22 protein-coding genes are annotated in these 26,044 nt (G+C 73.9%); 16 read left to right on the top strand and 6 right to left on the bottom strand.

Annotation, left to right across the window (positions count from 1 at the left end; translation table 11 throughout):
* Positions 1–69 precede the first annotated feature (69 nt).
* From MILUP08_RS29335 to MILUP08_RS29315, 5 genes are all read left to right on the top strand, one after another.
* Positions 70–771, top strand: coding sequence for a response regulator transcription factor (locus MILUP08_RS29335; RefSeq protein WP_039906810.1), 702 nt, complete (start codon positions 70–72; stop codon positions 769–771).
* Complete coding sequence (locus MILUP08_RS29330) at positions 768–2,330, top strand: sensor histidine kinase (RefSeq protein WP_007464661.1); 1,563 nt, start codon at positions 768–770, stop codon at positions 2,328–2,330. Before MILUP08_RS29335 ends, MILUP08_RS29330 begins: the two co-directional genes overlap by 4 nt.
* Before the next feature lie 62 nt (positions 2,331–2,392).
* Complete coding sequence (locus MILUP08_RS29325) at positions 2,393–4,018, top strand: S1C family serine protease (RefSeq protein ID WP_007464660.1); 1,626 nt, start codon at positions 2,393–2,395, stop codon at positions 4,016–4,018.
* Between the two features lie 174 nt (positions 4,019–4,192).
* On the top strand, positions 4,193–4,852 hold the full coding sequence (locus tag MILUP08_RS29320; RefSeq protein ID WP_007464658.1) for a BON domain-containing protein: 660 nt from the start codon (positions 4,193–4,195) through the stop codon (positions 4,850–4,852).
* A 157-nt stretch (positions 4,853–5,009) separates the two neighbouring features.
* Complete coding sequence (locus MILUP08_RS29315; RefSeq protein WP_083916077.1) at positions 5,010–6,065, top strand: glycosyltransferase family 4 protein; 1,056 nt, start codon at positions 5,010–5,012, stop codon at positions 6,063–6,065.
* Between the two features lie 15 nt (positions 6,066–6,080).
* Here MILUP08_RS29315 and MILUP08_RS29310 read toward each other — a convergent pair whose 3' ends face one another.
* Entirely contained in the window at positions 6,081–7,616 is a 1,536-nt protein-coding gene (locus tag MILUP08_RS29310; protein ID WP_007464653.1) for a serine/threonine-protein kinase, read from the bottom strand.
* Between the two features lie 200 nt (positions 7,617–7,816).
* Here MILUP08_RS29310 and MILUP08_RS29305 point away from each other — a divergent pair, with 200 nt between their 5' ends.
* From MILUP08_RS29305 to MILUP08_RS29275, 7 genes are all read left to right on the top strand, one after another.
* Positions 7,817–8,650 carry a patatin-like phospholipase family protein gene (locus MILUP08_RS29305; RefSeq protein WP_007464651.1) on the top strand — a complete coding sequence of 278 codons (834 nt, stop codon included), beginning with the start codon at positions 7,817–7,819 and terminating at the stop codon, positions 8,648–8,650.
* The gene (locus MILUP08_RS29300; protein ID WP_007464649.1) at positions 8,650–9,666 is read left to right on the top strand and encodes a 1-acyl-sn-glycerol-3-phosphate acyltransferase; all 1,017 of its coding nucleotides are present in this window, start codon (positions 8,650–8,652) and stop codon (positions 9,664–9,666) included. The genes MILUP08_RS29305 and MILUP08_RS29300 overlap by 1 nt, the downstream gene beginning before the upstream one ends.
* Positions 9,667–9,675: 9 nt before the next feature.
* Complete coding sequence (gene cutA, locus MILUP08_RS29295) at positions 9,676–9,996, top strand: divalent-cation tolerance protein CutA (protein WP_007464647.1); 321 nt, start codon at positions 9,676–9,678, stop codon at positions 9,994–9,996.
* A 48-nt stretch (positions 9,997–10,044) separates the two neighbouring features.
* Entirely contained in the window at positions 10,045–13,527 is a 3,483-nt protein-coding gene (locus MILUP08_RS29290) for an SCO7613 C-terminal domain-containing membrane protein (protein WP_007464645.1), read from the top strand.
* A 133-nt stretch (positions 13,528–13,660) separates the two neighbouring features.
* The gene (locus MILUP08_RS29285; RefSeq protein ID WP_007464643.1) at positions 13,661–14,713 is read left to right on the top strand and encodes a fatty acid desaturase family protein; all 1,053 of its coding nucleotides are present in this window, start codon (positions 13,661–13,663) and stop codon (positions 14,711–14,713) included.
* Between the two features lie 115 nt (positions 14,714–14,828).
* On the top strand, positions 14,829–15,122 hold the full coding sequence (locus MILUP08_RS29280) for a 4a-hydroxytetrahydrobiopterin dehydratase (protein ID WP_007464640.1): 294 nt from the start codon (positions 14,829–14,831) through the stop codon (positions 15,120–15,122).
* On the top strand, positions 15,119–16,273 hold the full coding sequence (locus MILUP08_RS29275) for an FHA domain-containing protein (RefSeq protein ID WP_007464639.1): 1,155 nt from the start codon (positions 15,119–15,121) through the stop codon (positions 16,271–16,273). The genes MILUP08_RS29280 and MILUP08_RS29275 overlap by 4 nt, the downstream gene beginning before the upstream one ends.
* Positions 16,274–16,324: 51 nt before the next feature.
* Here MILUP08_RS29275 and rocD read toward each other — a convergent pair whose 3' ends face one another.
* From rocD to MILUP08_RS37225, 3 genes are all read right to left on the bottom strand, one after another.
* Entirely contained in the window at positions 16,325–17,539 is a 1,215-nt protein-coding gene (gene rocD, locus MILUP08_RS29270) for an ornithine--oxo-acid transaminase (RefSeq protein ID WP_193376650.1), read from the bottom strand.
* Entirely contained in the window at positions 17,539–18,354 is an 816-nt protein-coding gene (gene ddaH / locus MILUP08_RS29265; protein ID WP_181518433.1) for a dimethylargininase, read from the bottom strand. The genes rocD and ddaH overlap by 1 nt, the downstream gene beginning before the upstream one ends.
* Before the next feature lie 687 nt (positions 18,355–19,041).
* Complete coding sequence (locus MILUP08_RS37225) at positions 19,042–19,905, bottom strand: sulfite exporter TauE/SafE family protein (protein ID WP_007464630.1); 864 nt, start codon at positions 19,903–19,905, stop codon at positions 19,042–19,044.
* A 333-nt stretch (positions 19,906–20,238) separates the two neighbouring features.
* Here MILUP08_RS37225 and MILUP08_RS29255 point away from each other — a divergent pair, with 333 nt between their 5' ends.
* The gene (locus MILUP08_RS29255) at positions 20,239–21,048 is read left to right on the top strand and encodes an Fpg/Nei family DNA glycosylase (RefSeq protein WP_007464628.1); all 810 of its coding nucleotides are present in this window, start codon (positions 20,239–20,241) and stop codon (positions 21,046–21,048) included.
* A 14-nt stretch (positions 21,049–21,062) separates the two neighbouring features.
* Here the strand turns inward: MILUP08_RS29255 and MILUP08_RS29250 are convergent, their stop codons facing one another.
* On the bottom strand, positions 21,063–21,929 hold the full coding sequence (locus MILUP08_RS29250) for an aminoglycoside phosphotransferase family protein (RefSeq protein ID WP_007464627.1): 867 nt from the start codon (positions 21,927–21,929) through the stop codon (positions 21,063–21,065).
* A gap of 77 nt (positions 21,930–22,006) precedes the next feature.
* On the opposite strand from MILUP08_RS29250, the gene MILUP08_RS29245 reads away from it, so the two are divergent.
* The 3 genes from MILUP08_RS29245 (at position 22,007) to MILUP08_RS29235 (ending at position 24,969) form a co-directional block, all read left to right on the top strand.
* Positions 22,007–22,432 (top strand): nucleoside deaminase, encoded by a 426-nt coding sequence (locus tag MILUP08_RS29245; RefSeq protein WP_007464625.1) that lies wholly within the window; start codon positions 22,007–22,009, stop codon positions 22,430–22,432.
* A gap of 321 nt (positions 22,433–22,753) precedes the next feature.
* Complete coding sequence (locus tag MILUP08_RS29240) at positions 22,754–24,019, top strand: AGE family epimerase/isomerase (RefSeq protein WP_007464620.1); 1,266 nt, start codon at positions 22,754–22,756, stop codon at positions 24,017–24,019.
* On the top strand, positions 24,016–24,969 hold the full coding sequence (locus MILUP08_RS29235) for a carbohydrate kinase family protein (RefSeq protein ID WP_007464618.1): 954 nt from the start codon (positions 24,016–24,018) through the stop codon (positions 24,967–24,969). The genes MILUP08_RS29240 and MILUP08_RS29235 overlap by 4 nt, the downstream gene beginning before the upstream one ends.
* A 47-nt stretch (positions 24,970–25,016) precedes the next feature.
* On the opposite strand, the gene MILUP08_RS29230 is transcribed toward MILUP08_RS29235, so the two are convergent.
* Positions 25,017–25,991 (bottom strand): LacI family DNA-binding transcriptional regulator, encoded by a 975-nt coding sequence (locus MILUP08_RS29230; protein WP_051065838.1) that lies wholly within the window; start codon positions 25,989–25,991, stop codon positions 25,017–25,019.
* Positions 25,992–26,044 lie beyond the last annotated feature (53 nt).

The raw sequence follows: 26,044 nt of genomic DNA, 5'->3' as shown, positions 1-26,044 counted from the left end.
CGGCGACTCACAGGGTTTTTCCAGGAAGCGTCCAGCGCCGGTGCAGTGAGGTCACCGATGATTGGGCCCATGCCCGCTACCCAGACCGAGGCGCGACTTCTCGTCGTCGAGGACGACCCCAACATCCTCGAACTGCTCTCCGCGAGCCTGCGCTTCGCGGGCTTCGACGTGGCCACCGCAACCAGCGGCAGCGCGGCCCTGAACGCCGCCAAGGACCACCGGCCCGATCTGGTCGTGCTCGACGTCATGCTGCCGGACCTGGACGGCTTCGAGGTCATCCGGATGCTGCGCGAGGGCGGCACGCGTACCCCCGTGGTGTTCCTGACCGCCCGGGACGCCACCGACGACAAGATCCGCGGGCTCACCCTGGGCGGCGACGACTACGTCACCAAGCCGTTCAGCCTTGAGGAACTGACCGCCCGGATCCGCGCCGTGCTGCGCCGCACCAGCACCGGCGAGCAGGCCCCGTCCCGGCTCACCTTCGCCGACCTGGAGTTGGACGAGGAGACCCACGAGGTGCACCGGGCCGGGCAGCGGGTGCAGCTCTCGCCGACCGAGTTCAAGCTGCTGCGCTACCTGATGCTCAACGCCAACCGGGTGCTGTCCAAGGCGCAGATCCTCGACCACGTCTGGAACTACGACTTCCGCGGTGACGACAACATCGTCGAGTCGTACATCTCCTACCTGCGGCGCAAGGTGGACACCACCCAGCCCCGGCTGATCCACACCCTCCGCGGCGTGGGGTACGTGCTGCGCAAGCCGGCGGCGTGAACGCCGTCCAGCAGGCCAAGGGGCGGCTGCGGGGCGTACCGCTGCGGGTCAAGCTGGTCGCGTCGGTGCTCGCGCTGGTCTCGCTCGCCCTGGTGGTGATCAGTGTCTCGACCGCGTACTTCCTGCACAACTATCTGGTCGGCCAGATCGACCTCGAACTGCGGGACTCGGCCAACCGGATCCAGTCGGCCATGCCGACGTCGACCGGGGTCTACCTGCCCAGCGACTACGTGGTGGTGCTGACCAACCCGAGCACCGGCAAGGTGCAGGACTACGCGTACGACACGACGCGTTTCACGCCGGCCGACCTGCCGCCGTGGCCGAGCGACGCGGCCGGGTTCGAAGCGCAGGAGAGGGCACAGAAGGACGGCCCGCGCACCGTCCGCGCCCGGGACAGTTCGGTGCGCTGGCGGATGCTCTACATAGAGCGGCCCGGGGGCCAGATGGCGGCGATCGGCGAGCATCTCACCGACGTCGACCTCGCCGTGAAGCGGCTGGCCTGGATCGACCTGCTGGTCGGCGGTGCGGTGCTGATCCTGCTCGCGTCGGTGGGCGCGGCGATCGTGCGGACCAGCCTCAAGCCCCTCGTCGAGATCGAACGGACGGCCGCCGCCATCGCCGGTGGCGACCTGACCCGCCGGGTGCCCGACCCGGAGGAGGGGCACGAGCAGCCCACCTCGGAGCTGGGCCGGCTCTCCCGCGCGCTGAACGCGATGCTCACCCAGATCGAGGCGGCGTTCACCGCCCGCGCGGCGTCGGAGACGGCTGCCCGTTCGGCGGAGAGCACCGCCCGCGACGCGGCCGCCGCGGCCCAGGCGTCCGAGGCGCGGGCCCGACGCTCCGAGGAGCGGATGCGGCGGTTCGTCGCGGACGCCTCGCACGAGCTGCGGACCCCGCTGACCACCATCCGTGGCTTCGCCGAGCTGTATCGGCAGGGCGCGGCCCGCGCGCCCGAGCAGACCGCCGGGCTGCTGCGCCGCATCGAGGACGAGGCGGCCCGGATGGGTCTGCTGGTGGAGGATCTGCTGCTGCTCGCCCGGCTGGACCAGGAACGGCCGCTCTCGCTGGCCCCGGTGGAGCTGCCGGTGCTCGCCTCCGAGGCCGTCCAGGCGGCGCGGGCGATCGCCCCGGACCGGCGGATCGAGCTGGAGATCGAGCCCGGCTCCGGCCCGCTCGTCGTCTATGCCGACGACGCGCGGTTGCGGCAGATCATCGGCAACCTGGTGACAAACGCGCTGACCCACACCCCGCCGGACGCCGACGTCAGCCTGCGCCTGCGCGCCGAGCCGGGCAACCTCGCCGTCGTGGACGTGGTCGACACCGGCCCCGGTCTCTCGCGCGAGCAGTCGGAGCGGGTCTTCGAGCGGTTCTACCGGGCCGACGCGGCCCGGACCCGACGGGCCGACGGCAACACCGGCACCGGTCTCGGCCTGGCCATCGTGGCGGCGCTCGTCGCCGCGCACCACGGCTCGGTCGAGGTGCTCGAGACACCCGGCGGCGGGGCGACGTTCCGGGTCCGGCTGCCGCAGGTGCCCAAGGTCGACGACCTGGGCGAGTGACTTTCAGCCAACTTCCAGGACGGTTCCAGGTTGATTGCAGTGCCCGGGGAGAAGGTAGTCCCATGACCGAGTTCGAGTCCGACCCGCAGCGCCGGCCGGCCCCCACCGACGCCGAGCCGTCGCACCCCACCGCCGAGCTGCCGCGCGACGAGCGCGCGCAGTCCGACTCTCCGACCACCCCCGTTCCGGTCGTCTCGACCGACGGGGACACCGCCCCCACCGTCGCCACCCCGGCCGTGCCCGACGGCCCGACCGCGTCCGCCCCGCACGCCGGGCAGCCGACCGGGTACGAGCCGCCGACCGCGGGCCAGCCCTCGGGGTACGAGCCGCCGACCGTCGCCGGTGCGTCCGCGCCGCCGTACCCGGTCTCCGGCCACCCGGTGCCCGGCCAGCCCGGCTACTCCGGCCAGCCTGCCCAGCCCAGCCACCCCGGCTACTCCGGTTACCCGCAGCCGGCCGCCGGCCAGTACCCGGGCGCCGGCTGGCACGCGGGCCAGCAGTCCGGCTGGGCCGGCGGGGGCCAGCCGGGCGCGGGCTACCCGCAGCACCCCCAGCACCAGCAGCACCACCCGGGGCAGCCCGTGCCGCCCTGGGGGCCGCAGGCCACGCCGCCCGGCTCCGGGCCCCGGCCGGGCCGGATCGCCAAGTTCGCAGGCGCCGGCGTCGCGGTGTTCGCCCTGATGCTCGGTTCCGGTGTCGCCGGTGGGGCGCTCGCGCTCGCCCTCGACGGCGACAACGGCGGGGTCACCCGCACCTACTCGGCGGCCCCCGTGCTCAACAGCGCCGACCTGCCGAAGATCGCCGCTTCCGTCCAGGACAGCGTCGTCTCCATCGCCACCGACAGCGGCGAGGGCTCCGGCGTGGTGCTCACCGCCGACGGCTACGTGCTCACCAACAACCACGTGGTCGCCTCCGCCAGCGGGGACACCGTGCAGGTGGTCTTCGCCGACGGCAACAAGGCCCAGGCGAAGATCGTCGGCACCGACCCGAAGACCGACCTGGCCGTGGTGAAGGCCGACGGGGTGAGCAACCTCAAGCCGGCCACCTTCGGCGACAGCGACGCCATGCAGGTCGGCGACCAGGTGCTCGCCCTGGGCAGCCCGCTCGGTCTGCAGGGCTCGGTGACCGCGGGCATCCTGAGCGCCCGGGACCGCACCATCCGGGCCGGCGAGGGTGGCCAGCAGCAGGACCCGAACCAGCAGAGCCAGGCGGTCAGCTCGATCTCCGGCCTGCTGCAGACCGACGCCCCGATCAACCCCGGCAACTCCGGTGGTGCGCTTGTCAACACCCGGGGCGAGGTGATCGGCGTCAACACCGCCATCGCCACCTCCGGGCAGAGCACCGGCAACATCGGCGTGGGCTTCGCCATCCCCAGCAACAAGGCCAAGGACGTCGCGGGCAAGCTCCAGCGCGGCGAGAAGGTGAGCCACCCCTCGCTCGGGGTCGGCGTCAACCAGGCCGAGGGCGGCGGCGCGCTGGTCGCCTCGATCACCACGGGCAGCCCCGCCGAAAAGGCCGGCCTCCAGCGCGGCGACGTGGTCACCCGCTTCGGCGACAAGGTGATCAACGACTCCGACGACCTGGTCGGCGCGGTGCAGGCCGGCAAGGTCGGCGACCGGGTCGAGGTGCACTTCAAGCGCAACGGCACCGAGAAGACGGCGACCGTGACGCTCGCCGAGACGTCCTGACCGACAACTGAACCTGCCTCCTCCCTCCGGCGGCGGGTGGCGGGGCCGAGGGGGTCGGCTCCGTCACCCGCCGCTCTTTTCCGCCCGGACGGCGGTTCACCCTCCTCGGGTGAACCGCCGTCACCCGTACACCCGGCACGTTCGGTGGACGAGGCGAGACGGAGGTGAGGGCCGGTGGACGTCCGCGACGACGAGTGGATCCAGCGTGCGGTCCTGGCCGAGCTGGCCTGGGATCCGCGGCTGCGACCCAACGAGATCGGCGTGGCAGTCGACCAGGGGGTGGTCACCCTGACCGGGTTCGTGGACGGGGCGGCCCGCGCCTGGGCGGCGACCCGCTGCGCCCAACGGGTGCACGGGGTACGCGTGGTGGCCGACGAGATCGAGGTGCGGCTGCCGGGGACACCGGGGCGTACCGACGGCGATGTCGCCCTCGCCGCGGCGCGGGCCCTGGAGTGGGACAGTTTCGTGCCCGCCGACCGACTGGACGTCACAGTGGCCAACGGCTGGTTGATGCTGCGCGGCGAGGTCGAGTTCGGCTGGCAGCGCCGGGCCGCCGAGGGGGAGTTGCGCCGGCTGGACGGCGTACGGGGGATCACGAACCTCATCGAGGTGCGACCGTCCGCGCCACCGGCCGGCGAGCGGCTGCGGCAGGACGTCCGGCGTGCCCTGGCGCGCACGCTCGGCGCCGAGCGGGTGACGGTGGAGGTGGACGGCGACACGCTGGTCCTCGCCGGAGTGGTCCGCTCGTGGTGGGAACGGGACCAGGTGGAGCGGGTGGCGTGGTCGGCGCCGGGCGTACGGGCCGTGCACGATCAACTCCTGGTCGGCGGGTAGGCGTCCGTCTTGTCCGGTTTACCGGAGGCCGGGCGGGGAAACCGCCGCGGACCATGCCGACCGACGGCGATACCCGATCGGGGATCAACGGGGAGGACTCGTGGCCGTGAACCACCCGCCCGCCGACCGCTCGCCGGAGCGGTCGTTGCGCATCGCGATGGTGGTCCCGCCATGGCTGTCCGTGCCGCCGCCCGGCTACGGCGGCCTGGAGCAGGTGGTGGCCGGCCTGGTGGACGCGTTGACCGCCCACGGCCACGCGGTGACGCTGTTCGGTGCCGGCGAGCAGCACGGCACCGCCGCCGGCGGCTTCGTCTCGACCGTCGCCCAGGTCCAGTACGAACGGCTCGGCGAGTCACTGCCGGAGCTGGCGCACCTGGCCCGGCTGAAACGCATGATCACACCTGCCGACTTCGACGTGATCCACGACCACACCACGATCGGCCCGCTCGTGGCCGGCCGCCGGTCCGTGCCGACGGTGGCGACTGTGCACGGCAACCCGGTGGGGGAGTACGGCGACGTGCTCGGCGACGCCGACGAGGGCGTCGCCCTGGTGGCCATCTCGCACGCCCAGCGCCGACTCAACCCGGGCCTGCCCTGGGCCGGCACCGTGCACAACGCGCTGGACCTGCGTGGCTTTCCGCGCAAGACCGAGCCCGGCCCCGGGCCGGTGCTGTGGCTGGCCCGCTTCAGCCCGGACAAGGGCCCGGACATCGCCATCCGCGCCTGCCGGGAGGCCGGCTTGCCGCTGCTGCTGGCCGGCAAGTGCAACGAGCCGGCCGAGCGGCGCTACTACGAGCAGGTCGTCGCGCCGCTTGTGGACGAGGACGTGACGGTCGTGCTCAACGCCGACCGCGCCGAGACCCTGCGGATGCTCGTCGACGCCCGCTGCCTGATCATGCCGCTCCAGTGGGAGGAGCCGTTCGGCATGGTGATGTTGGAGGCGATGGCGACCGGTACGCCTGTGGTCGCGCTCGACCGGGGCGCGGTGCCCGAACTGGTGCGGCCCGGACTCACCGGGCTGGTCTGCCAACGGCCCGACGAGCTGCCCGCCGCGCTGCTGGCCGCCCGGGAGCTGGACCCGCAGGACTGCGTGTCGCACGTCGCCGAGAACTTCTCGGTCGAGCGGATGGCGTACGGCTACGAGGACGTCTACCGGCGCTTCGCCCTCGGGCGGCCCGCCGTCCGGGAGACGGCAACCGTCGCGGTCCGCTGACGGCGTCACCCCGGGTCAGACCCGTGCCGCGCCCAGCTCGGCGATGGCGGCGTCCAGCCGCTGCGCGTACGCCGGGCTGATCGCCCCCTCGCCGAGGCGGACCGTGACCTTCTCGCGCAGCCGGGCCACCGGTGGGGCCAGCTCGTCCCGGCCGGAGCCGACGGCGGCCAGCAGGTTGCGCAGCTCGTTGCGCAGGTCGAGGGCGACGTCGTCGCGGATTTCCCCGTCGCGCAGGCCGGCGCCGATCAGCCCGTCGACACGGTTGGCGGCCTCCACGAGGGTGCGCGGTTCGCCGGTGGGCGCGCGGGTGGCCGGTGGCGACGACGGCGTCGGGGTCGGCCGGGACGGCTCGGTGGCCGGCGGGTCGGTAGGCGGGTCGGTGGGCGCGGGCGTGACCGGGCCGGCCGACGGCTGGGCCCGGCGATCCGGCTGCTGGTCCGGCAGCAGGGCCGCACCGGCAAGCGCCACGGCGACGGCCAGCACCACCGGGATCAGGAGCAGCAGCGCCCGCCGCCGGGACCGGCCGGGCCCCGCACCGGCCGGCTCCGTCACGTCGTCCACCGGCGGCGCGGTCCCGTCGCCCGCGTGTAACGCGGTCGCCACCGGCGCCGTCGCGACGCCCGCGTGCCCCGTCGGAACGGCGCTGCTCGGCGAGGCCGCCGCCGACGACGGCAGGGCCAGCGTGGGCACCCGGGTCGTGGCTGTCGGTGGGTCGGGCGGCAGGCGATGGTCGCGCAGCGCAGTGGCGAGCTGCCGGGCCGTCGGCCGGTCCGCCGGGTCCCGGGAGAGGCTCCGCAGGCAGATCCGCGCCACCGCCGCGGGCAGCTCCGGCAGGTCGGCCAGGGTCGGCGCCGGGCCGCCGGCCAGCGCGGCGCTGAGCTGCTCCCAGGTGTCCGCCGGGTACGGCACCCGGCCGGTCAACGCCTCGTGCAGCAGGACGCCGAGCGAGTAGACGTCGGTGGCCGGCTGGGCGGGTGCGCCGTCGAGCCGTTCCGGAGCCACGTACGCCGGGGTGCCGAAGGTGCCGCCGTCCTCGTCCTCGTCCGGCGCGCCGATCCGGGTGGCGATGCCGAAGTCGAGGACCTTCACCCCCATCGCGGTCATCATGACGTTGGCCGGGGTGATGTCGCGGTGCACGATGCCCAGCCGGTGCGCGGCCGCCAGCGCGTCCGCGACCTGGGCGCCCACCTCGACCGCCTCCGGCCACGGCAGCGGGCCCTCGGTGAGCCGCAGCTCCAACTCCTCGCCGCTGAGCAGCTCCATCACCACGAACGAGGTGATGGACCCGTCCGGGTCGACCGTCTCGCCGTAGTCGTGCACGGACGTCACGTGCGGGTGCACCAACTGGGCGGCGGCTCGCGCCTCCTCCCGCACCATGTCGCGGAACCGCGCGTCGGCGGCGAGCGACGGCGCGAGCACCTTGAGCGCCACGACGCGATCGAGCACCTCGTCCCGTGCCCGCCAGATCACCGACATGCCGCCGGCACCGATCTGGTCGATGAGTCGGTACCTGCGGGCCAGCAATCGGCCCGGATGCAGCGCTGCCTTCACCTATCGCACCTGCCCTCTGGGGTGGGAGCGGTATCAGGTTGCGCGAATGTGTCCTGCCTGTCAACGCCGATGCGGTGGATCGTCGCCGGACGGCGGCCGGGGTGCGCCCACCGCGGGCGGCGCGGGCAGCGGCGACCGGGCCCGCCACCCGGTCGGCGGCGGCCCGTCGGTGGGCGGCGGACGCGTGCCAGGATGGGGACATGGCGGGGGGACCGGTGGCGTTCGTGCTCGGTGGCGGCGGGGTGCTCGGCGCCGTCGAGGTGGGCATGCTGCGGGCCCTGTTCCGCGCCGGCATCCAACCCGACATGGTGCTCGGCACCTCGATCGGCGCGGTCAACGGCGCGTTGGTCGCCGCCGATCCGTCCGAGGCGGTGACCGACCGGCTGGTACGCCTCTGGGCCTCACCCGAGGCCAGCGAGGTGTACGGCGACTCGGTCGCCCGACAACTGCGCCGCTTCGCGGCCCGTACCCACCTGCACTCGCCCCGGCCGCTGCGCCGGCTGCTGGAATCCGAACTGGGCGTGGACACGACCTTCGCCGACCTGCGGGTGCCGTTCCGCTGCTGCGCCGCGCACATCGAGCGGGCCGCCGAGCACTGGTTCTCCACCGGCCCGGTGGTGCCGGCCGTGCTGGCGTCGGCCTCGGTGCCGGGCCTGCTCCCGCCCACCGAGATCGACGGCGCGCACTACGTCGACGGCGGCATCGTGAACTCCATCCCGATCGGCGAGGCGGTGGCCGCGGGCGCCGGCCAGATCTTCGTCCTCCAGGTGGGCCGGATCGAACGGGAGCTGACGCCACCCCGACGGCCGTGGGAGATCGCGCAGGTCGCGTTCGAGATATCCCGCCGACACCGCTTCTTCCGGGAGATGGCCGCGCTGCCCGAGGGAGTGGAGGTGCACGTCCTGCCGACAGGTGGGCTGAACCCACGCGACGACACGCCGTGGGCGTACCGGGACATGGCGGCGGTGGGCCGGCGGATCAGCCGGGCGTACACCGCTTCGCGCCGCTACCTCGCCACCAACGTGGAGCGCTGATGCCGCTGCCCCCCAGGTGGCTGCGGCGGCTGCTGATCGCCCCCGGCGTGGTGCTGCTCGCGATCGCCGTGGTGACCACGCTGCCGGTCTGGGCGCTGCTCGCGGCGGCCGCCTCGCCGCTGGTCCCGGGCCGGCTACGCCCCCTGCGCCTGCTCTGGATCGGCTGCGTCTACCTGGTCTGGGACGCCGCCGCGCTGCTCGCGTTGTTCGTCCTGTGGCTGGCGTCCGGCTTCGGCTGGCGCAGCCGGTCACCGGCCTTCCAGCGTGCCCACTACGTGCTGGCCGGCTGGTTCCTGCGGGCGCTGTTCTGGCAGGCCCGCTGGTCGCTGCGGCTGCACATCGACGTGGTCGGCACGGACCCGGACACCGCGCTGCCCGGCCGGCCGGAGCTGGTGCTGAGCCGGCACGCCGGCCCTGGTGACTCGTTCATCCTGATCCACGGGCTGGTCAACTGGTTCCACCGGGAGCCGCGGATCGTGCTCAAGGACAGCCTCCAGTGGGATCCGGCGATCGACGTGCTGCTCAACCGCCTGCCCAACCGGTTCATCGCGCCCACGCCGGAGCGCGGCGAGGAGACCGTACGCCAGGTCGGGCACCTGGCCACCGGCCTGGACGACAACGACGCCTTCGTGATCTTCCCGGAGGGCGGCAACTTCACCCCCAAGCGGCGACTGCGGGCCATCGCCCGGCTGCGTTCCCTCGGCCTGGAACGGATGGCGCAGCGCGCCGAACGGATGCGCCACGTGCTCGCCCCGCAGCCCGGCGGAGTACTCGCCGCGTTGGACGCGGCCCCGGACGCCGGGGTCATCTTCGTCGCCCACACCGGACTGGACCGGATGCTCACCGTCGCCGATGTGTGGCGGGAGCTGCCCATGGACAAGCGGATCGTGATGCGGTTCTGGTCGGTGCCCCCGGAGGAGGTGCCGACCGGACGGCAGCAGCGCATCGACTGGCTCTTCGACTGGTGGGCGCAGATTGACACGTGGATCGCGGCCAATCGGGACGGTGCCGCGTAGGGTGCGCTCGTGGACCAGATCAGCGTGGTGACGACGGTGGTGGATGCGCGTTCGGTTGCGGACGTGCTGGCGGCCGCGGCCGTCGCCGGGCGGCTCGCCGCCTGTGCCCAGGTCGGCGGTCAGGTGGACAGCACCTACTGGTGGCGTTCCGGGGTGGAGACGAGCACCGAGTGGTCCGTGCAGTTCAAGACCGCACCGGACCGGTTGGCCGCGCTGGTGGACCAGATCCGGGCCAGCCACCCGTACGAGGTTCCGGAGATCCTGGTGTCGCGGGTGGACAGTGGCGACCCCGGGTACGCCGCCTGGGTGCACGACCACACCCGACCCTAGGTACGCGCACTCTGTGCCGTTGCCCGCCGGTTTCTCGATGATGACCGGGTGGACGACACCCGCTATCCCTGCCCCGCCTGCGGCGCCCCGGCCGACCTGAGCGCCGGGTGCGCCGGCTGCCGCCGCCCGCCGGACCCGGTCGCGGCCGAGGTGGTCCGACTGGGGCGGGAGGTGGATCGGCTCGGTCCGGAGGTGGAGCGGGCACATCGGACGTACACCGAGTTGGCCGGCCTGCTGGCGGCCACCTCGCGGCGGCGGGCCGAGCTGGCGGCGGTCGTCCGCGCGGGGCTGGCGGCGGGGGCGCCTGTCGTCGGGCCGGCACCGGTCGTCGCGTCCACCGCGCCCGGTGTCGCGGTGGAGCACGCGCCGCCCGGATCGGCGGAGACGTCGACCCGGACGGTGCAGGGGTTGCTGTTCGTCCTCGGTGGACTGCTGCTCGGCACCGCGGCCGTGGTCTTCACGGCGGTGGCCTGGGCGTCCGTGGGGGTCGGTGGCCGGGCGCTGATCCTGGCGGCGGTCACGGCGCTCGTTCTGGCCGGTCCGTTGCTGGCGGTGCGCCGGGGGTTGCGGGGGACGGCGGAGACGTTCGCCGCCGTGGGGCTGCTGCTGGTGTTGCTGGACGGGTACGCCGCCTGGTCGGTGGACCTGGCCGGGGTGGCCGGTTGGCCGGGTACCCGGTACGCCGCGCTGGTCGGGGGGGCCAGCGCGGCGGTCGCCGTGGCGTACGGCCGGTTGAGCGGGTTGACCGGTCCCTGGTTCGCCGGCCTGCTGGCGGCGCAGCCGGTGCTGCCGTTGCTCGCGGTGCGGGCCGAGCCCGGCGCGGCCGGCTGGGCGCTGGTGCTGCTCGGGGTGGCCCTGCTGAACCTGGCGGTGCTTGTCGCCCTGCGCGACGGGGACGGGGCGGGCCGGTTCTCCGGTCGGGTGTTCGCCGGGGCCTGTCACGTCGGCGCGCTTGTCGGTGCCGCGGCGTGTGCCCTGGTGCCGTTGCTGCTGGGGCGGGCGGCGGGGTCGCCGTTGCTGGCCGGAGCGCCGCTGCTGCTGGTCGCGCTGACTGCTCTCGGCGCGGCGCTGCTTGTCGGTGGCTCGGCGGCGCGGGCGGTGACCGGAGGGCTGCTGGTTCCGGTGCTCGCCGCCGCGCTGCTGCGTCCGGTGGGTGAGCTGCGCCCGTCGCTGCTGTTGCTCGCGGCGGCCACGGTGGCGCTCGTCCTGGCCGGGGCGGTGCGGCTGCTGCCGACGAGTTGGCGGGCCGGGCCGCGTGCCGGATCGCTGCTGGTGGCGGCGGGGACGGCGCAGCTCGCCGCGGTGATCGCGTGTGTGCTGGCGGTCGCCGCCGTCGTCCGGTCGCTGCCGCCGTGGCACGGGGCCGGGTGGGGGCCGGACCTGAGCTGGGGCTGGCAGGTGGCGCCCGCCGTGGCGCTGGCGTTGGGCGCGACGGCGTCGCTGCTGCCGCGCCGCGGGTGGGCGCTGCTGGCTTCGGCCGGTGCGGTGGCGGTGCTGCTCGCCGTGCCGGCGGGCTGGACGGCGTCGTGGGCGACGGTGGTGGCCGTCGACCTGGTGGGTGGGGTCGCGCTGGTGCTCGCCGTGCTGGCTCGACCGGCGTCCCGCCCGGCCACGCTGCTGGGCTGGGCGCTCGGCGGCGCCGTCCTGGTCGGGCACGCGCTGCTGGTGGCCCTGGCCGATCCGGTCGGGGTCGTGGTGGTGCTGGGCGCCAGCGCCGTGCTCGGGGTGGCGCTGGCGTCGCGGCGGGGTGAGACGACGTACCGCCGGGTGTCGGGCGCGGGACTGCTGATCGCGCAGCTCACGCTGCCCGGCATCGCCGCGGTGGCGCTCTTCGCCGCCGGCGCGCCGCCCTGGTGGCAAACCCGGGCCGCCCTGGGCGCCGCCGGGCTCTCGCTGGTCGCGGTGCTCGCGGTGCGTCGCCACCGGGCAGACCTGATCGAGTACGCGGTCACGGGCGCCGTGGTCGCGGTGCTCGCGGCCGGGGTCGCGCCGCTGGTGGCGGCGGGGGACGAGCCCGTGACGCTGTACGCCGCGTTGGCGGCGCTGGGCGTCGCGCTCGTCGCCCGCTGGGGCCTGCCGGCGACCGGCGACGAGCTGGGCGGGCCGGGCGCGCCGGGGGAGCGCTCGGCAATCGGGGAGCCGTCGGCGGTCGGGCGCGTGCTGGGGGCGTCGGGTGTCGTGCTGGCGGCGGTCGCGGCGCTGACCGCACTGCCGGCGGTGCTCGTCGCGCTGATCGCCCCGTACGGCAGATGGCAGGTCTGGTCGGGTGCGCCGACTGTCGTCGCCGATCGAGGGCTGGTCCCCACCGGGCTGGCGCTCGTCGCGTTGGCGGTGGCCGCGGCGCTGGCTGGTCTGCGGGTGCGTCCGCCGCTGCTGGCCGGCCTGCCGTTCGCCGCCGCCGCGTTGCCGGTCCTGCTCGTCGCGACAGGTGTGCCCTGGCCGGTGCAGCCGGCCGCCATCCTGCTCGCCGGGGTGTCCACGCTGCTGCTCGCCGCGCTGGTGGCGCCCCGCCCGACGCTCGCGTCGATCGCCGTGCCCGTGGGGGCGGTGCTTGTCGCGGCCGGCGTGACGGGGCTCCTGGTCACCCGGTCCGGCACGCTCGCGGCCGAGAGCACGCTGCTGGTGGCGGCGGTGGTCGTCGCCGCCGGGGCGCGGCTGGTCGAGGTGCGCGTCGTCGCCTGCCTCGCGGCGGTGGGGGCGGCGTGCGCGCTGGCGGTGACCGCTCCGATCGCCGACGGACAGCCGTTGCGAGCGGCGGCGTACCCGCTGCTGGGGGTGGCCGCGCTGATCCTCGCCGCCGCCGCGGCCAGCCCGGCGCGGTCGGTCGCGGTTGGCGTCGCGACCAGCCGGCGGTCAACGGTGCCGACGCCGGTCGGGCGGGTGCTGGACGCCGCCGCGCAGGCGGTGGCGGTGGTGGCGGCGGTCCTCACCGTCGCGACGGCGCGACACCTCGCGACCGTCTGTGTGCTGTGGGGTGCGGCCGTCGCGCTGCGGCTGCTGCGCTGGGGGGAGCCGGCCGGTCGACGGTGGCGGTTCGCCGCCATCGCCGGGACCAGCGAGCTGCTCGGGGCGTGGGTGCTGCTCGCCGCCGGTGGGGTGACGGTGCTGGAGGCGTACACCCTGCCGGCTGCGGCGCTCGCCCTCGGCGCGGGGCTGCTGGCGTTGCGGGTGCGGCCGGGACTGACGAGCTGGCCGGCGCTCGGCCCGGGGCTCGTCGCGGCGCTGCTGCCGAGCCTGGTGGCGGTGCTGGCCGGGCCGGACCCGCAGCCGTGGCGACGGTTGCTGCTCGGCGGGGCGGCGCTGGGCGTGGTGCTGGCCGGCGCCACCCGCCGCTGGCAGGCCCCGGTGCTGCTCGGCGGTGGGGCGCTGGCGGTCCTGGCGCTGCACGAGGTGGCCCGTGGCTGGGACCTGCTGCCCCGATGGATCTACCTGGGCACTGGCGGGTTGGCGCTGATCGGGCTGGCCGCCAGCTACGAACGGCGGCGTCGCGACCTGGCCCGACTACGCGCCGCAGTGGGCCGGCTGGGCTGAACCGAGGCCGGGGGTAGGGCTCGCCCTACCCCCCATTCGGGGGTTGTCAGGGTTACTCAGCGCAATCGATGCGGGGAGACTCACAGTGAACCCGAACCATCCCGGTTTGGGCGCAAGCGGAACGGGAGCAGTAATGGCGCTCGGAGCGGTGGCGGAACCGCCGGTACGACGGCGGGGTAGTGACTACGCACAGTTGTCCCGACGAATCAGTCAGGCCGGCCTGCTGGAGCGGCGCCCTGCCTCGTACGTTGCCCGCCTCGTGCTCACCCTCGGCGCCTTCGTGGCCGGCTGGGTCGCCGTGTTCCTGGTCGGCGACTCCTGGTGGCAGGTGGCGCTCGCGGCCGTGATGGCGGTGGCCACCACCCAGGTCGCGTTCCTCGGTCACGACGCCGGGCACCGCCAGATGTTCCGTCGACGCGGACCCAGCGAGGTCGTGGGGCTGGTCGCCGGCAACGCGGCGGTGGGGATCAGCTACGGCTGGTGGGTCGACAAGCACAACCGGCACCACGCCAACCCTAACCACGAGGACGAGGACCCGGACGTCGGCGCGGGCGCCCTGGTGTGGACTCCCGAGCAGGCCGTGGAGACCCGGGGCGCACACCGCTGGATGGCCAGCCGGCAGGCGTACTTCTTCTTCCCGCTGCTCTTCCTGGAGGGCCTGAGCCTGCACGTGGCGAGCATCCGGGCGATCATCGGCCGGGAGCAGAGCGGCCGGTACGCGACCCCGATGCGGCACCGCGTGGTCGAGGCCGGGCTGCTCCTCGCACACACCGTCGGCTACGTCGCGCTGCTGTTGGCGGTCATGTCGCCGGGCAAGGCGCTGGTCTTCGCCGCCGTGCACCAGGGGCTGTGGGGCCTCTACATGGGCTGCGCGTTCGCGCCGAACCACAAGGGCATGCCGATGCCGACCGCCGAGGACGAGCTGGACTTCCTGCGCAAGCAGGTGCTGACCTCACGCAACGTGCGGGGCAGCCGGCTGGTCGACACCGCGCTGGGCGGGCTCAACTACCAGATCGAGCACCACCTGTTCCCGAACATGCCCCGGGCGAACCTGCGCCGGGCGCAGCCGATCGTCCGCGCCTACTGCGTCGAGCAGGGCATCTCGTACGCGGAGACCGGGCTGATCGAGTCGTACCGGCAGGCGCTCGGCCACCTGCACGACGTGGGCCGGCCGCTGCGCGGCTGAACGAACCGACGTGTGACCGATCGGCGGGGCGGCATCCGATGATGCCGCCCCGCCGGTGTCTCCGTGACCGGTGGCGTCTCCCGCCCGTCGGATCCGCCACCGGTAGGGTCTGGTCATGGCAGACCTGCTCACCGCGGACGCGGTGCGAAAAGAGCTGGGCGGGTTGGCCGACTGGTCGGGTGACCCGACCGGCATCGGCCGCACCGTCCAGCTCGGCAGTTTCCCGGCCGCCATCTCGGTGGTGGACCGGGTGGCGGCGGTGGCCGAGGAGCTCGACCACCATCCCGACATCGACATCCGATGGCGGACCCTGACCTTCCGCTGTGTCACGCACTCGGCCGGCGGGGTCACCCACCGGGACATCGAGCTGGCCCGGCGGATCGACGACATCGTCCGGAGTGCGGCATGAGATTCGAGATCAGCAAGGTTCTGGACGCCATCGAGGGGCGGGTCTGCACCGACCCGTCGCTGGCCCGCGCGGTGCTCGACCTGGCCGAGATCATCCGCTACCAGGACATCGACGGCGGCCGGCCGGCGAGCCTGCTGCGCCTCGGCATGGTCATCGACGCGCTCTCCCGCGAACTGGAGGAGGACAGCGTCCAGGTGTACGCCGTGGTGCACCGCGCGCTGCTCTCGGACGCCGACCTGACCTCCAACGAGCGGATGGTCGTTCGCCGCTGGGCCGACGACGGCCTCGTCGAGGTGCTCGACAATCCGGGTGACCGGATGCTGGAGGTCGCCGACCTGCTCGGTCTGCCGGTGCTCAGCCGGGTCCGCTTCGACGGGCTGCGCGGGCGGTTCCCCTGGCTGGTCGAACAGCCCGGCCGGGTGGTCGCTCCGGTGCCGGGCGCCGGTGGGCCGGTGTTCATCGCGCACGTCGGTGGCGGGCACGCCCCGGTCGCCGGCACGCGTTCGCCGACCGGGGCGAAGCTGCTGGCCCGGCAGTGGCGCTGCCCGGAGTCGGGCTGCGCGTTGTTCGGCGGCGGTGGTGGGGGTGGCGCCTTCGCCGACCTGGCCGGGGGTGCCGACCGCAGCCCGGCCGCACAGCCCCCGCCCTCGCTGCGCAACGGCGTACCGACCTGCCCCCGACACGGCGCGCGTCTCGGTGACGGCGGCCCGCGTCCGCGTACGGAGGTGCTCGCGGTGCGCGTCGGCGGCCTGGTCCGGCGGCGGTTCGTGCTGAGCGAGGAGCAGCCGATCGTGGCCGGCCGGGCGCCCGAGCAGGACGGCGGGATCATGCTCGGTCAGTGGCTCAACGACGAGGCCCGGCGGTGGATCAGCCGTGGTCACGTCCGCTTCGAGCTGCGGGTCGGCGAGGTCATCGTGACCGACGTCAGCACCAACGGCTCCGGTATCCGCCCGGCCGGGTCGATGAACGAGGCGGACCGGATTCCCCTGGCGCCGCAGCAGTCCCGGGTGCTGGGTGAGAACGACATGATCGAGCTGTACCCGGGGGTGCAGATCGGCCGTGCCGAGGAGCTGCCCACCGGCGCCCCGTTCACCCCCACCTCGGTGATGGCCGAGGCCCCGACGATGGCCATGCGCCTGCCCCGCCCCTGACGGGAAAGGCGGGCGTCGGAACCCCGACGCCCGCCTCCTGTCGCTGCCGCGTCAGCCGGCCAGCACCGCCGCGAGCTGCGCCACCGCGAGGTCGATCTCCTCTTCGGTGATCACCAGCGGTGGGGCGAGCCGGATGGTGGAGCCGTGGGTGTCCTTGGCGAGCACGCCGCGCTCGGCGAGCCGCTCGCACGCCTCCCGCCCGCTCATCAGCGCCGGGTCGATGTCCAGACCGGCCCACAGGCCACGGACGCGCACCCCGACGAGGCCCTTGCCGACCAGCCCCTCCAGGCCGGCCCGCAGCCGCTCGCCCAGCTCGGCCGAACGACGCTGGAACTCGCCGGTGGCCAGCAGCCGGACGACCTCGATGGCCACCGCGCAGGCGAGGGGGTTGCCGCCGAAGGTGGAGCCGTGCTGGCCGGGTTTGAGAACGCCGAGCACGTCGGCGTTCGCGGCCACCGCGGACACCGGCACGATGCCGCCGCCGAGCGCCTTGCCCAGCAGGTACATGTCCGGCACGACGTCCTCGTGGTCACAGGCGAACGTCCGACCGGTACGCCCCAGACCCGACTGGATCTCGTCGGCGATGAACAGCACGTCACGCTCGGTGCAGACCCGGCGTACGCCGGGCAGGTAACCCTCCGGCGGCACCACCACGCCCTGCTCGCCCTGGATCGGCTCCAGCAGCACGGCCACCGTGTTCTCGTCGATCGCGGCGGTCAGCGCGTCCAGGTCGCCGTACGGCACGACAGTGAAGCCCGGGGTGTACGGCCCGAAGTTGGCGCGGGCGTCCTCGTCGGTGGAGAAGCTGACGATGGTGGTCGTCCGGCCGTGGAAGTTGCCCTCGGCGACCACGATGTTGGCCTGGCCCGGGGTGACGCCCTTGACCTGGTAGCCCCATTTGCGGGCCACCTTGATCCCGGTCTCCACCGCCTCGGCGCCGGTGTTCATCGGCAGCACGAGGTCCTTGCCGCACAGCTCGGCCAGCTCGCGGCAGAAGTCGGCGAACTGGTCGTGGATGAACGCGCGGCTGGTAAGCGTGAGCCGGTCCAGTTGGGCGTGCGCGGCGGCGATGAGCTGCGGGTGCCGGTGACCGAAGTTCAGCGCCGAGTAGCCGGCCAGGCAGTCCAGGTAGCGCTTGCCGTCCACGTCGGTGAGCCACGCGCCCTCGGCGGACGAGATCACCACCGGCAGCGGGTGGTAGTTGTGCGCCGTCCAGCGCTCGGCGTCCCGGACCGCTCCCGGCGTACGCAGCTTGTCATCCACGATCACTTGCTTGCCTTTCCCTGACGGAGTCGCAGCGTGCAGCACTTCGGTCCGCCGCCGGCCTTACGTAGCTCGGACAGGTCGACCCCGATGGTCTCGTAGCCCCGGTCGCGCAGCTTGGCGGCCAGGTCGGTGGCCTGCGCCGGCAGCACGACGTGCCGTCCGTCGCTTACCGCGTTCAGCCCCAGCACCTCGGCGTCGGCCATGGTGGCGTGCACCGCGTCGGGGAAGAGCCGGCGCAGCACGGCCTGGCTGCCGGGCGAGAACGCCTCCGGCAGGTACGCCACGGTCCGCTCGTCGAGCACTGTCAGCGCGGTGTCCAGGTGGTAGAAGCGCGGGTCGACGAGCTGCATGGTGATCACCGGGTAGCCGAAGACCTCCTGCAACTGGGCGTGCGCGGCGTGCGCCGTCCGGAAGCCGGTGCCGGCCAGCAGGTGGTCGCCGGCCAGCAGGACGTCGCCCTCGCCCTCGTTTACGTGCTTCGGGTCGTACATCTCGAAGCCTGCGGCCTCGAACCAGGCCCGGTAGGCCGGCGCCTCGTCGGCGCGCTGCGGGTCGCGGAACTGCACGGCCATCGCCTTGCCGTCGATCACGGTGCCGCCGTTGGCGGCGAAGACCATGTCGGGCAGGCCGGGCACCGGAGTGATCTCCTCGACGGTGTGGCCCAGGTCAAGGTACGTCTGGCGCAGCTGCTCCCACTGGCGGACGGCGAGCGCGGCGTCGACAGGCGCGCTCGGGTCCATCCACGGGTTGATCGCGTAGTCGACGGCGAAGTACGTCGGCCGGCACATCAACAGGCGCTGGCTGGTGGCGTCCATCGTCATTGTCCTGCTCCCAGGGGTCGGGCGCGCCCGGCCTCCGTGGCCCACGGGCTGGCGCCGTTGCTCAACGCTATGCGGCCCCAGCGGCAGGATCCACCACCGAGAGTTGCGCAGACCGAACATTCGTTGCGTCTGAGCGGTGTGCAGCTGCGAATCGTTGCGTCGAGGGCTACGTGCACCGGGATTCGTGTTCCGGGCCACGGCCGGCCACCCGCCACCATGGGCCTGGTGCGCGGCCTTTGCTCTGCTTCAACGGACGCAACGGTGAACGTCGTGCGGTGGTGCGTGGGGTGAAGCAGAGCAAAGGGCCCGCCGCGGGGACGGCGAGCCGCAGGGGCTGTGGGTCGTAGGTGCCGGCGAGGCGCAGGCGACGGCGGACCGCAGAGGTCGGCGGGCCATAGGGGTCGGCGGGCCGCAGACGACGGCGGGCCGCCGAGGCCGGCGCGGCGCACAGGGCGGCGGGATGCGGAGGACGGCCGGGCCGGCGCTGCTCCGGAGGTGTCTCGTTGCAGGGCGGCGAGCCGTCCCCTACCGGGAGCTGCCAGGCCCCGGACACACTTCAGGGGCGGCGAACCGCCGCCCCTGAAAGGGTGTCGCCCGGCCGGTGAACCACCGGGTGGTCGGGCTGCCGGCGAACCGCCGGGTCTTTCGCCGGTGCATCACCGGCGAGCGGAACAGTGCCCGCTAGAAACGGTCCACAAACTGTGAGTCAAGCCACTCCCGGAAGCGCGGCACCCAGTCGCCGTCGGTGGTCGGCCAGTCGAACTGACCGGTCATCGCCAGCACGCCGATCACCACCGCCGCGAGACCGATGAGCACGCCGAACAGCGCGTCGGTCTTGCCGGCGACGTGCCGGCGGCGGGTGGCCATCAGCCCGAGCACCGCGAGCACCGCGCCGAACGCGCCGAGCCCGATGCCGTACCCGGCCAGGGTGCCGGTCAGCACGAACAGCGCACCGGCGACGGAGACGATGAGGCCGAGGGTCGCGAGCAGGCTGGCCCGTGGCTTCGGACCGCGCGTCACCGGCGGCTCCGGCTCGGTGTGACCGGGCGTCGGGTCGACCGGGCGGTCGGTGACGACGCGGTCCGTCGGGTCGGGCCGCCCGGACGTCCGATCGAGGCCCGTGTCGCGCTCGGGGCGTCCGGTCGTGCGGTCCCGGTCGACATCGGTGTCGCGCTCGGCGGTGCGGTCGACGGTCGGGGCGGTCGCCGCGACGCTGGCCGGGCGGGTGGCGCCGGGCCGGGAGTCGCCCTCCAGCGGGCGGGCGGTGGCGGCTCGGGCCACGGCCGCGCGCTCCGCGGCACGCCGCTCGGCCGCGCCGGCCTGGTCGTCGGTCGCCGTGGTGCTGCGGTACGTCGTCTGGTCGGCGTCCCGGTCGGTTACCACCGGTCGGCCGGTGACGTCGTCGGACCGGCCCGTGTCGGTGACCGTCGTGCTGCTGTCCCGGTCGGCGACCGGGGTGTCACGGCCGTCGACGCGGCCGTCGAGGTTCTCGTCCCGCGTCGGCGCCGGCTCGGACCGGCGGGACAGCGAAGGAATCCTGACCACTACACACCTCCTGATTAATGCGTGGTGGCCGACGAAAACGGGTGGCACCCACGCGGTACGACCCGGAAATACCCACCTGGGCGTTTCCTGACACCAATCCCGGGTACGGCCCAGCAAGCCCGTGCCCGGCCCGCCGCCGCGCCGCCGCTTGCCGTGCCCACTCGCCCGTGATCCACTCGCCTTCCTGCAAACGGGGGTGTCCCGCCCACCGCGACACCCCGGTTTGCAGGAACGCGAGTCGATCAACGCGCCCGCGGTGATCAACGCGACCGGCGGGACTGACCGGCCGCGCCCCGCCGGTCGTGCTCGCCGCGCTGGCTATCCTTGGCACCCGTGCCAGAGGGACACACGATTCATCGCCTGGCGGCCCGGCACGCCGAGTTGTTCGCCGGGGACAAGCTGCACGCCGCGAGCCCGCAGGGCCGCTTCGCCGAGGGAGCCGCCCGACTCTCCGGCACCGTCCTGGAGGGCACCGAGGCGTACGGCAAGCATCTCCTGCACCACTACGCCGACGAGCTGACCCTGCACGTGCACCTCGGCCTGTACGGGAAGTTCACCGACGGGCCGGGGACGCCGCCCGATCCGGTCGGCCAGCTCCGGCTGCGGCTGGCCAGTGACCGGCACTGGCTCGACCTGCGCGGACCCACCGCCTGCGAGCTGTTCACCCCGCCCGAGGTCACCGCCCTGCGCGAGCGCCTCGGGCCGGATCCGCTGCGTGCCGACGCCGACCCCGAGCGGGCGTACGCCCGGATCTCCCGCAGCCCGACGCCCCTCGCGGCGCTGCTGCTGGACCAGTCGGTGGTGGCCGGCACCGGGCTGATCTTCGTCACCGAGGCGCTGTTCCGGGCCGGGTTGTCGCCGACCATGCCGGGCCGCAACCTGACCCGCGCCGGTTGGGACGCGCTCTGGGTCGACCTGGTCGAGTTGATGCGCCTCGCTCTGCGGCAGGGGCGGATCGACACGGTCCGCGACGTGCACCTGCCAGAGGTGATGGGGCGACCGCCGCGGGTCGACCGCCACGGCGGCGAGGTGTACGTCTACCGCCGCGCCGGTGGGCTCTGCCACGTCTGCGGCACCGAGGTCAGCCGGGGCGAACTGGCCGGCCGCAACCTCTACTGGTGCCGCACCTGCCAACCCGCCTGAACCACCGTCGGAGGTTACTCGCCGTCGAGCAGCCAGCGCACGGTCTCGATCTGGTGCGGGAAGACGACGTCCCCGTCGATGCTCCAGGCCATCGTGTGGCCGATCGTCCAACCCCGTACCCGCTCGGCGTCCAGCACCAGTTCCGCGCTGAGCCGGTCGAGCCGGTGCCGGACGGCGGCCGGCGAGTGGCCCAGCTCCTGACCGCGTACAAGCGGTACGACCGAGAACTCCCGCTCGCCGCTCAGTGGCTTCGGGTCGATCACCAGCCATGGCTCGCGGTCGGCGGCGAGCACGTTGCCGGCGTGCAGGTCCTGGTTGACGAGCACCTGCTCGCCCTGGCTCGACGCCAGGTCGACGAGCAGGGCGCACGCCGCGTCGAGCAGTCGTCGCTCGTACGGCCGGCCGGTCCGTTCCCAGCTCCGGGGAATCCGATCGAGCCAGCCGGCGGCCTCCTCGGCGAGCGGGGTGAACGGTGCGCCGGCCGGCCGCCAGAGCCGGGGCAGCACGTCGATCGCCGCGTCCAGTGCCCGGTCCATCGGCAGCTCGTACAGCGGTGTGCCAGGTCGGCAGCGTTCCAGCAGCAGGGCGTGTCGGTCCGGGTCGTGCGCGAGCAGCCGGACCGCGCCGTCGCCGTCCCAGTGGGCCAGCGCGTGGGCCTCGTGCTGGCTGTCCTCGGTCGGGAACTGGAGCTTGAGCACCGCCGCCGTGCCGTCGGGCAGGTCGGCGGGGACCGCGAGGGAGGCGTACGCGTACCGGAAGGGCGGGCCCAGTCGCAGCGACCACCGCTCGGTGCACTCCGCAAGCAACGTCGGGAGGGTGGCCAGCCAGGCCCGGCCGACCGCCGATCCTCGTATCCAGGCAAGTCCCTCAGGTAGATCCATCCGGTCATCCTGGGGCATCCACCGTGTCGAATCGACAGTGTTCGCGTGTGGGGGTCCACTGTGGCTAGCGTGGACGGATGACACCTGAGGACGAGACGTTTCTCCGCCACGCCGTCGACATCGCCAGCCGGGCGGGGGCCGCCGGCGAACGACCGTTCGGTTCGTTGCTGGTCGGCGCGGACGGCGTCGTCCTGATCGAGGACCACAACACGGTGGTCTCGGATTCGGACATCACCGCCCACCCGGAGCTGAAGCTGGCCCGCTGGGCTGCCCGGGAACTCTCCCCGGAGGCGGCCGCCGGCACCACGATGTTCACGAGCTGTCAGCCCTGCCCGATGTGTGCGACCGCGATCGACCGCTCCGGCCTCGGTCGGGTGGTGTACGCCCTGTCCGGCGAGCAGTTCGAGGAGGTCAAGCCGGCCACCCCGCCGCTGCCTCCGGTCCGCTACGAGGGGCCGGCGCTGTTCGAGGAGGCGCGTCGGCCGATCGACGACTACTACTGAGCGGGGCCCGTGGCGCGGTGTGTCGGGCAGGGCCACCAGGCGTCCCGGCCAGGACGACGCTGAGGAAGCTGAGTGGCCGCTCAGCCGTGGCGGGTGTGACGCAACCGCGATTGACAGTCGGCCGGCCACCGGAGCAGGGTTGGAATCTGACAACGATGTCAACGGGCAAGACCGGAGGAATCGTACACATGATCCTCTTGCTCTTACCCGGCGCGACCGGCCGGTTTACGGTGTCCCGTTGGCGGGTTTCCCGACGCGAACCCGGTCCGTCCGCCGATTCTGGCCGTATGCCCCTTTCCTACCCGACGGTGACCAGCTGAGATGACCGACCTGCCCCGACCCGACGCCGCCACGACCCCCGCTCCCACAGGGGCACCCGACCTGCCCGACCTGGACGGGTTCCTCGCCGACCAGGCCCGCACGCTGCTCGACACGGCCCGCCGCGCGGTCCGTCCCGAGGGTGGGTTCTGGTGGCTCACCGACGACCGCACCCCGGACCATGGCGAACCTCTCTTCACCTGGATCACCTGCCGGATGACCCACGTGGCGGCGCTCGCCCACCTGGCCGGCGACCCGGATGCCGCCGCCGTCGTCGACCATGGCGTCGCCGCGCTCGGCACGCTGCTGCGCGACGACCGGTACGGCGGCTGGTTCGGGGGAGTGGACCAGCAGGGCACGCCGACCGACGAGCGCAAGGCCGGGTACGACCACGCGTTCGTGCTGCTCGCCGCGTCCAGCGCCGCCCGGGCCGGGCGACCCGGTGCCGACCGCCTGCTCGCCGACGTGCTGAGCGTGGTGCGGGAGCGGTTCTGGGACGACGAGGCGGGCGCGGTCCGCGAATCGTGGAACCGGGACTGGACGGTCACCGAGGACTACCGGGGCGCGAACAGCAGCATGCACATGGTCGAGGCGTTCCTCGCCGCTGCCGCCGCCACCGGCGACGCGAGCTGGACCGACCGGGCCCTGCGGATCGCCACCCACCTGGTGCACACCGAGGCCGCCCGGCACGACTGGCGACTGCCCGAGCACTTCACCGCCGACTGGACGCCGGTGCTCGACTACAACCGGGACCAGCCCGCCGACCCGTTCCGGCCGTACGGCTCGACGATGGGCCACTGGCTGGAATGGGCCCGGCTGCTGCTGGAGTTGGAGGCGGTCCTGCCGCAGCCGCCGGGCTGGCTGGTCGCCGACGCCCGTACCCTGTTCGCCGCCGCCGTGCGGCGCGGCTGGGCCGTCGACGGCGCCGACGGCTTCGTCTACACGATCGACTGGGACGACCGGCCGGTGGTGCGCTCCCGGATGCACTGGGTGCTGGCCGAGGCCATCGGTGCGGCGATCACCCTGCACCGCCGCACCGGGGACGCGGTCTACGCCGACTGGTACCGGGTCTTCTGGGCGTACGCCCGCCGTCACCTGATCGACGGCACCGGCTGGAGGCACGAGCTGGACGCGCGGAACCTGCCCGCCGACACGGTCTGGCACGGCCGGCCGGACGTCTACCACGCCTACCAGGCGGTGCTGCTGTCCCGTTCGGCCGACGGGCTCGGTGGCCCCGGTCCGCTCGCCCCGGGCACGGTGACCGCATGATCGTGGTCGCCGGCGAGGCCCTCATCGACCTGGTGGTCACCGCCGACGGGCAGCGGGCCGTACCGGGTGGCTCCCCGGCGAACGTGGCGGTCACCCTGGCGCGGCTCGACCAGCCGGTGCGGCTGCTGGCCCGGCTCGGCCCCGACGGGTACGGCCGGCAGATCGCCGACCACCTGGCGGCCAACCGGGTGGACCTGCGGTGGGCGGTCCACGCCGAGGAGCCCACCTCGGTCGCGGTGGCCACCCTGAACGCCGCCGGGCAGGCCAGCTACGAGTTCCGGCTCGACGGCACGGCGGACTGGCAGTGGACCCCGCAGGAGCTGCCCGACCTGGCCGGATCGTCGGCGACGGCCCTGCACACCGGGTCCCTCGCACTCGCGCTCGCGCCCGGCGCGCACGTGCTGGAGGGCCTGCTCTCCGGCGAACGCGACCGCGACGGGCTGACCCTCTCGATCGACCTCAACCTGCGCCCGAGCATCGTCACGGACCGGGCTGCGGAGCAGGAGCGGGTACGCCGGCAGATTCGCCTCGCGCACCTGGTCAAGGCCAGCGACGAGGACCTGGCCTGGCTCTACCCGGACCGCTCGGTGGGCGACGTGCTGGCCGAGTGGCGCGAGGCCGGGGTGTCCTGCGCGGTGGTCACCCGGGGTGGTGAGGGCGCGTTGCTGCTCGCCCCGAACGGCGCACTGCACGAACAACAGGCGGTACGCACCACTGTGGTCGACACCGTCGGCGCCGGCGACTCGTTCACCGGTGGCCTGCTGGCCGCGCTTGCCGACGTCGACGCGCTCGGTGACCGTCCGGCCGACCGGCTCGCCGCGGTGACCGAGCAGCAGTGGAGCAGGGTGCTGCGCCAGGCCGCGACGGTGGCCGCGCTCACCTGCGCCCACCGGGGCGCCGACCCACCCCGCAAGCCGGAGGTGGACGCCCTCCTCACCGCCGCGGGCTGACCCCTCGCCGGGTCGATCAACTCCCTGGTCGACCCGGGAGGAGGGCCCTAGGTTCGGGGCAGGCCGCGGCGGAGGAGCCTCGTGGGGAGGACCGTGGTCGACGGCGGGGAGTCGTCGCCGGCTATGCGTTGGAACAGGCGCTCCGTGGCCACCCGGGCCAGCTCCCGCGTGTCGTACCCGACGACCCGCAACGGGCGGGGCATCAGGTGGGCCAGCTCGAAGTCGTCGAAGCCGACCAACGCCGCGTCGCTGCCCCGGCGATGCAGCTCGGCGAGCGCGCCGACGGTGAGCCGGTTGTTGCCGCAGAAGAACGCGGTGGGCGGGTCCGGACTGTCGAGCAGCGCGGCGATCGCCCGGCCGGCGTCCTCGGGAGCGATCAGGCGGTCGCGGACCAGTGCGTCGTCCGGCTCGACCCCGGCCGCCGCCAGCGCGGTCCGCGCGCCCGCCAGCCGCTCCCGCATGGTGGGGACGCTCGGCGCGCCGAGCAGGAGACCCACCCGCCGGTGTCCCTCGTCGAGCAGTGCGCCGACCCCGGCCCGGCCGCCACCTCGGTTGTCCAGCAGTACGGCGTCCGCGAGCAGCCCCTGCGGTGGCCGGTCCAGGAAGACCACAGGCATGCCCAGCTCGACCTCGCGGCGCAGGAACGAGTGATCGGGGCCGGCCGGCACCACCAGCAGCCCGTCGACCCGGCGCTGGGTGAAGTCCTGAAGGACGGCGCGTTCCCGCTCCGGGTCCTCCTCGGAGGAGGCGGTGATCAACATGGTGCCGTGCGCGGCGGCGATCTCGGCGGCGACGCTCGCGATGGTGGCGTAGAACGGGTTGGCGATCTCCTCGATCAACAGCCCGACTGTGGCGTTGAGCTGCCGCGAGCGCAGGTTGCGCGCGATGTCGTTGCGCCGGAAACCCAGCTCGGCGATGGCGGCCAGCACCCGCCCGAGCAGCTCCTGCCCCACCGGCTCGTCGTTGACCACCCGGGAGACCGTCTTCAGGCTGACCCCGGCGTGCCGGGCGACGTCGACCATTGTCGGGCGTCGGCGCGCGGCCGACCTGGTCGGAGTCTGGGTCACGGGGTGGT

Source organism: Micromonospora lupini str. Lupac 08 (genome assembly GCF_000297395.2).
Taxonomy (GTDB): Bacteria; Actinomycetota; Actinomycetes; order Mycobacteriales; family Micromonosporaceae; genus Micromonospora; species Micromonospora lupini.
The sequence above is the reverse complement of the archived record's forward strand: the minus strand, read 5'-3'. Positions and strand labels throughout refer to the sequence as shown.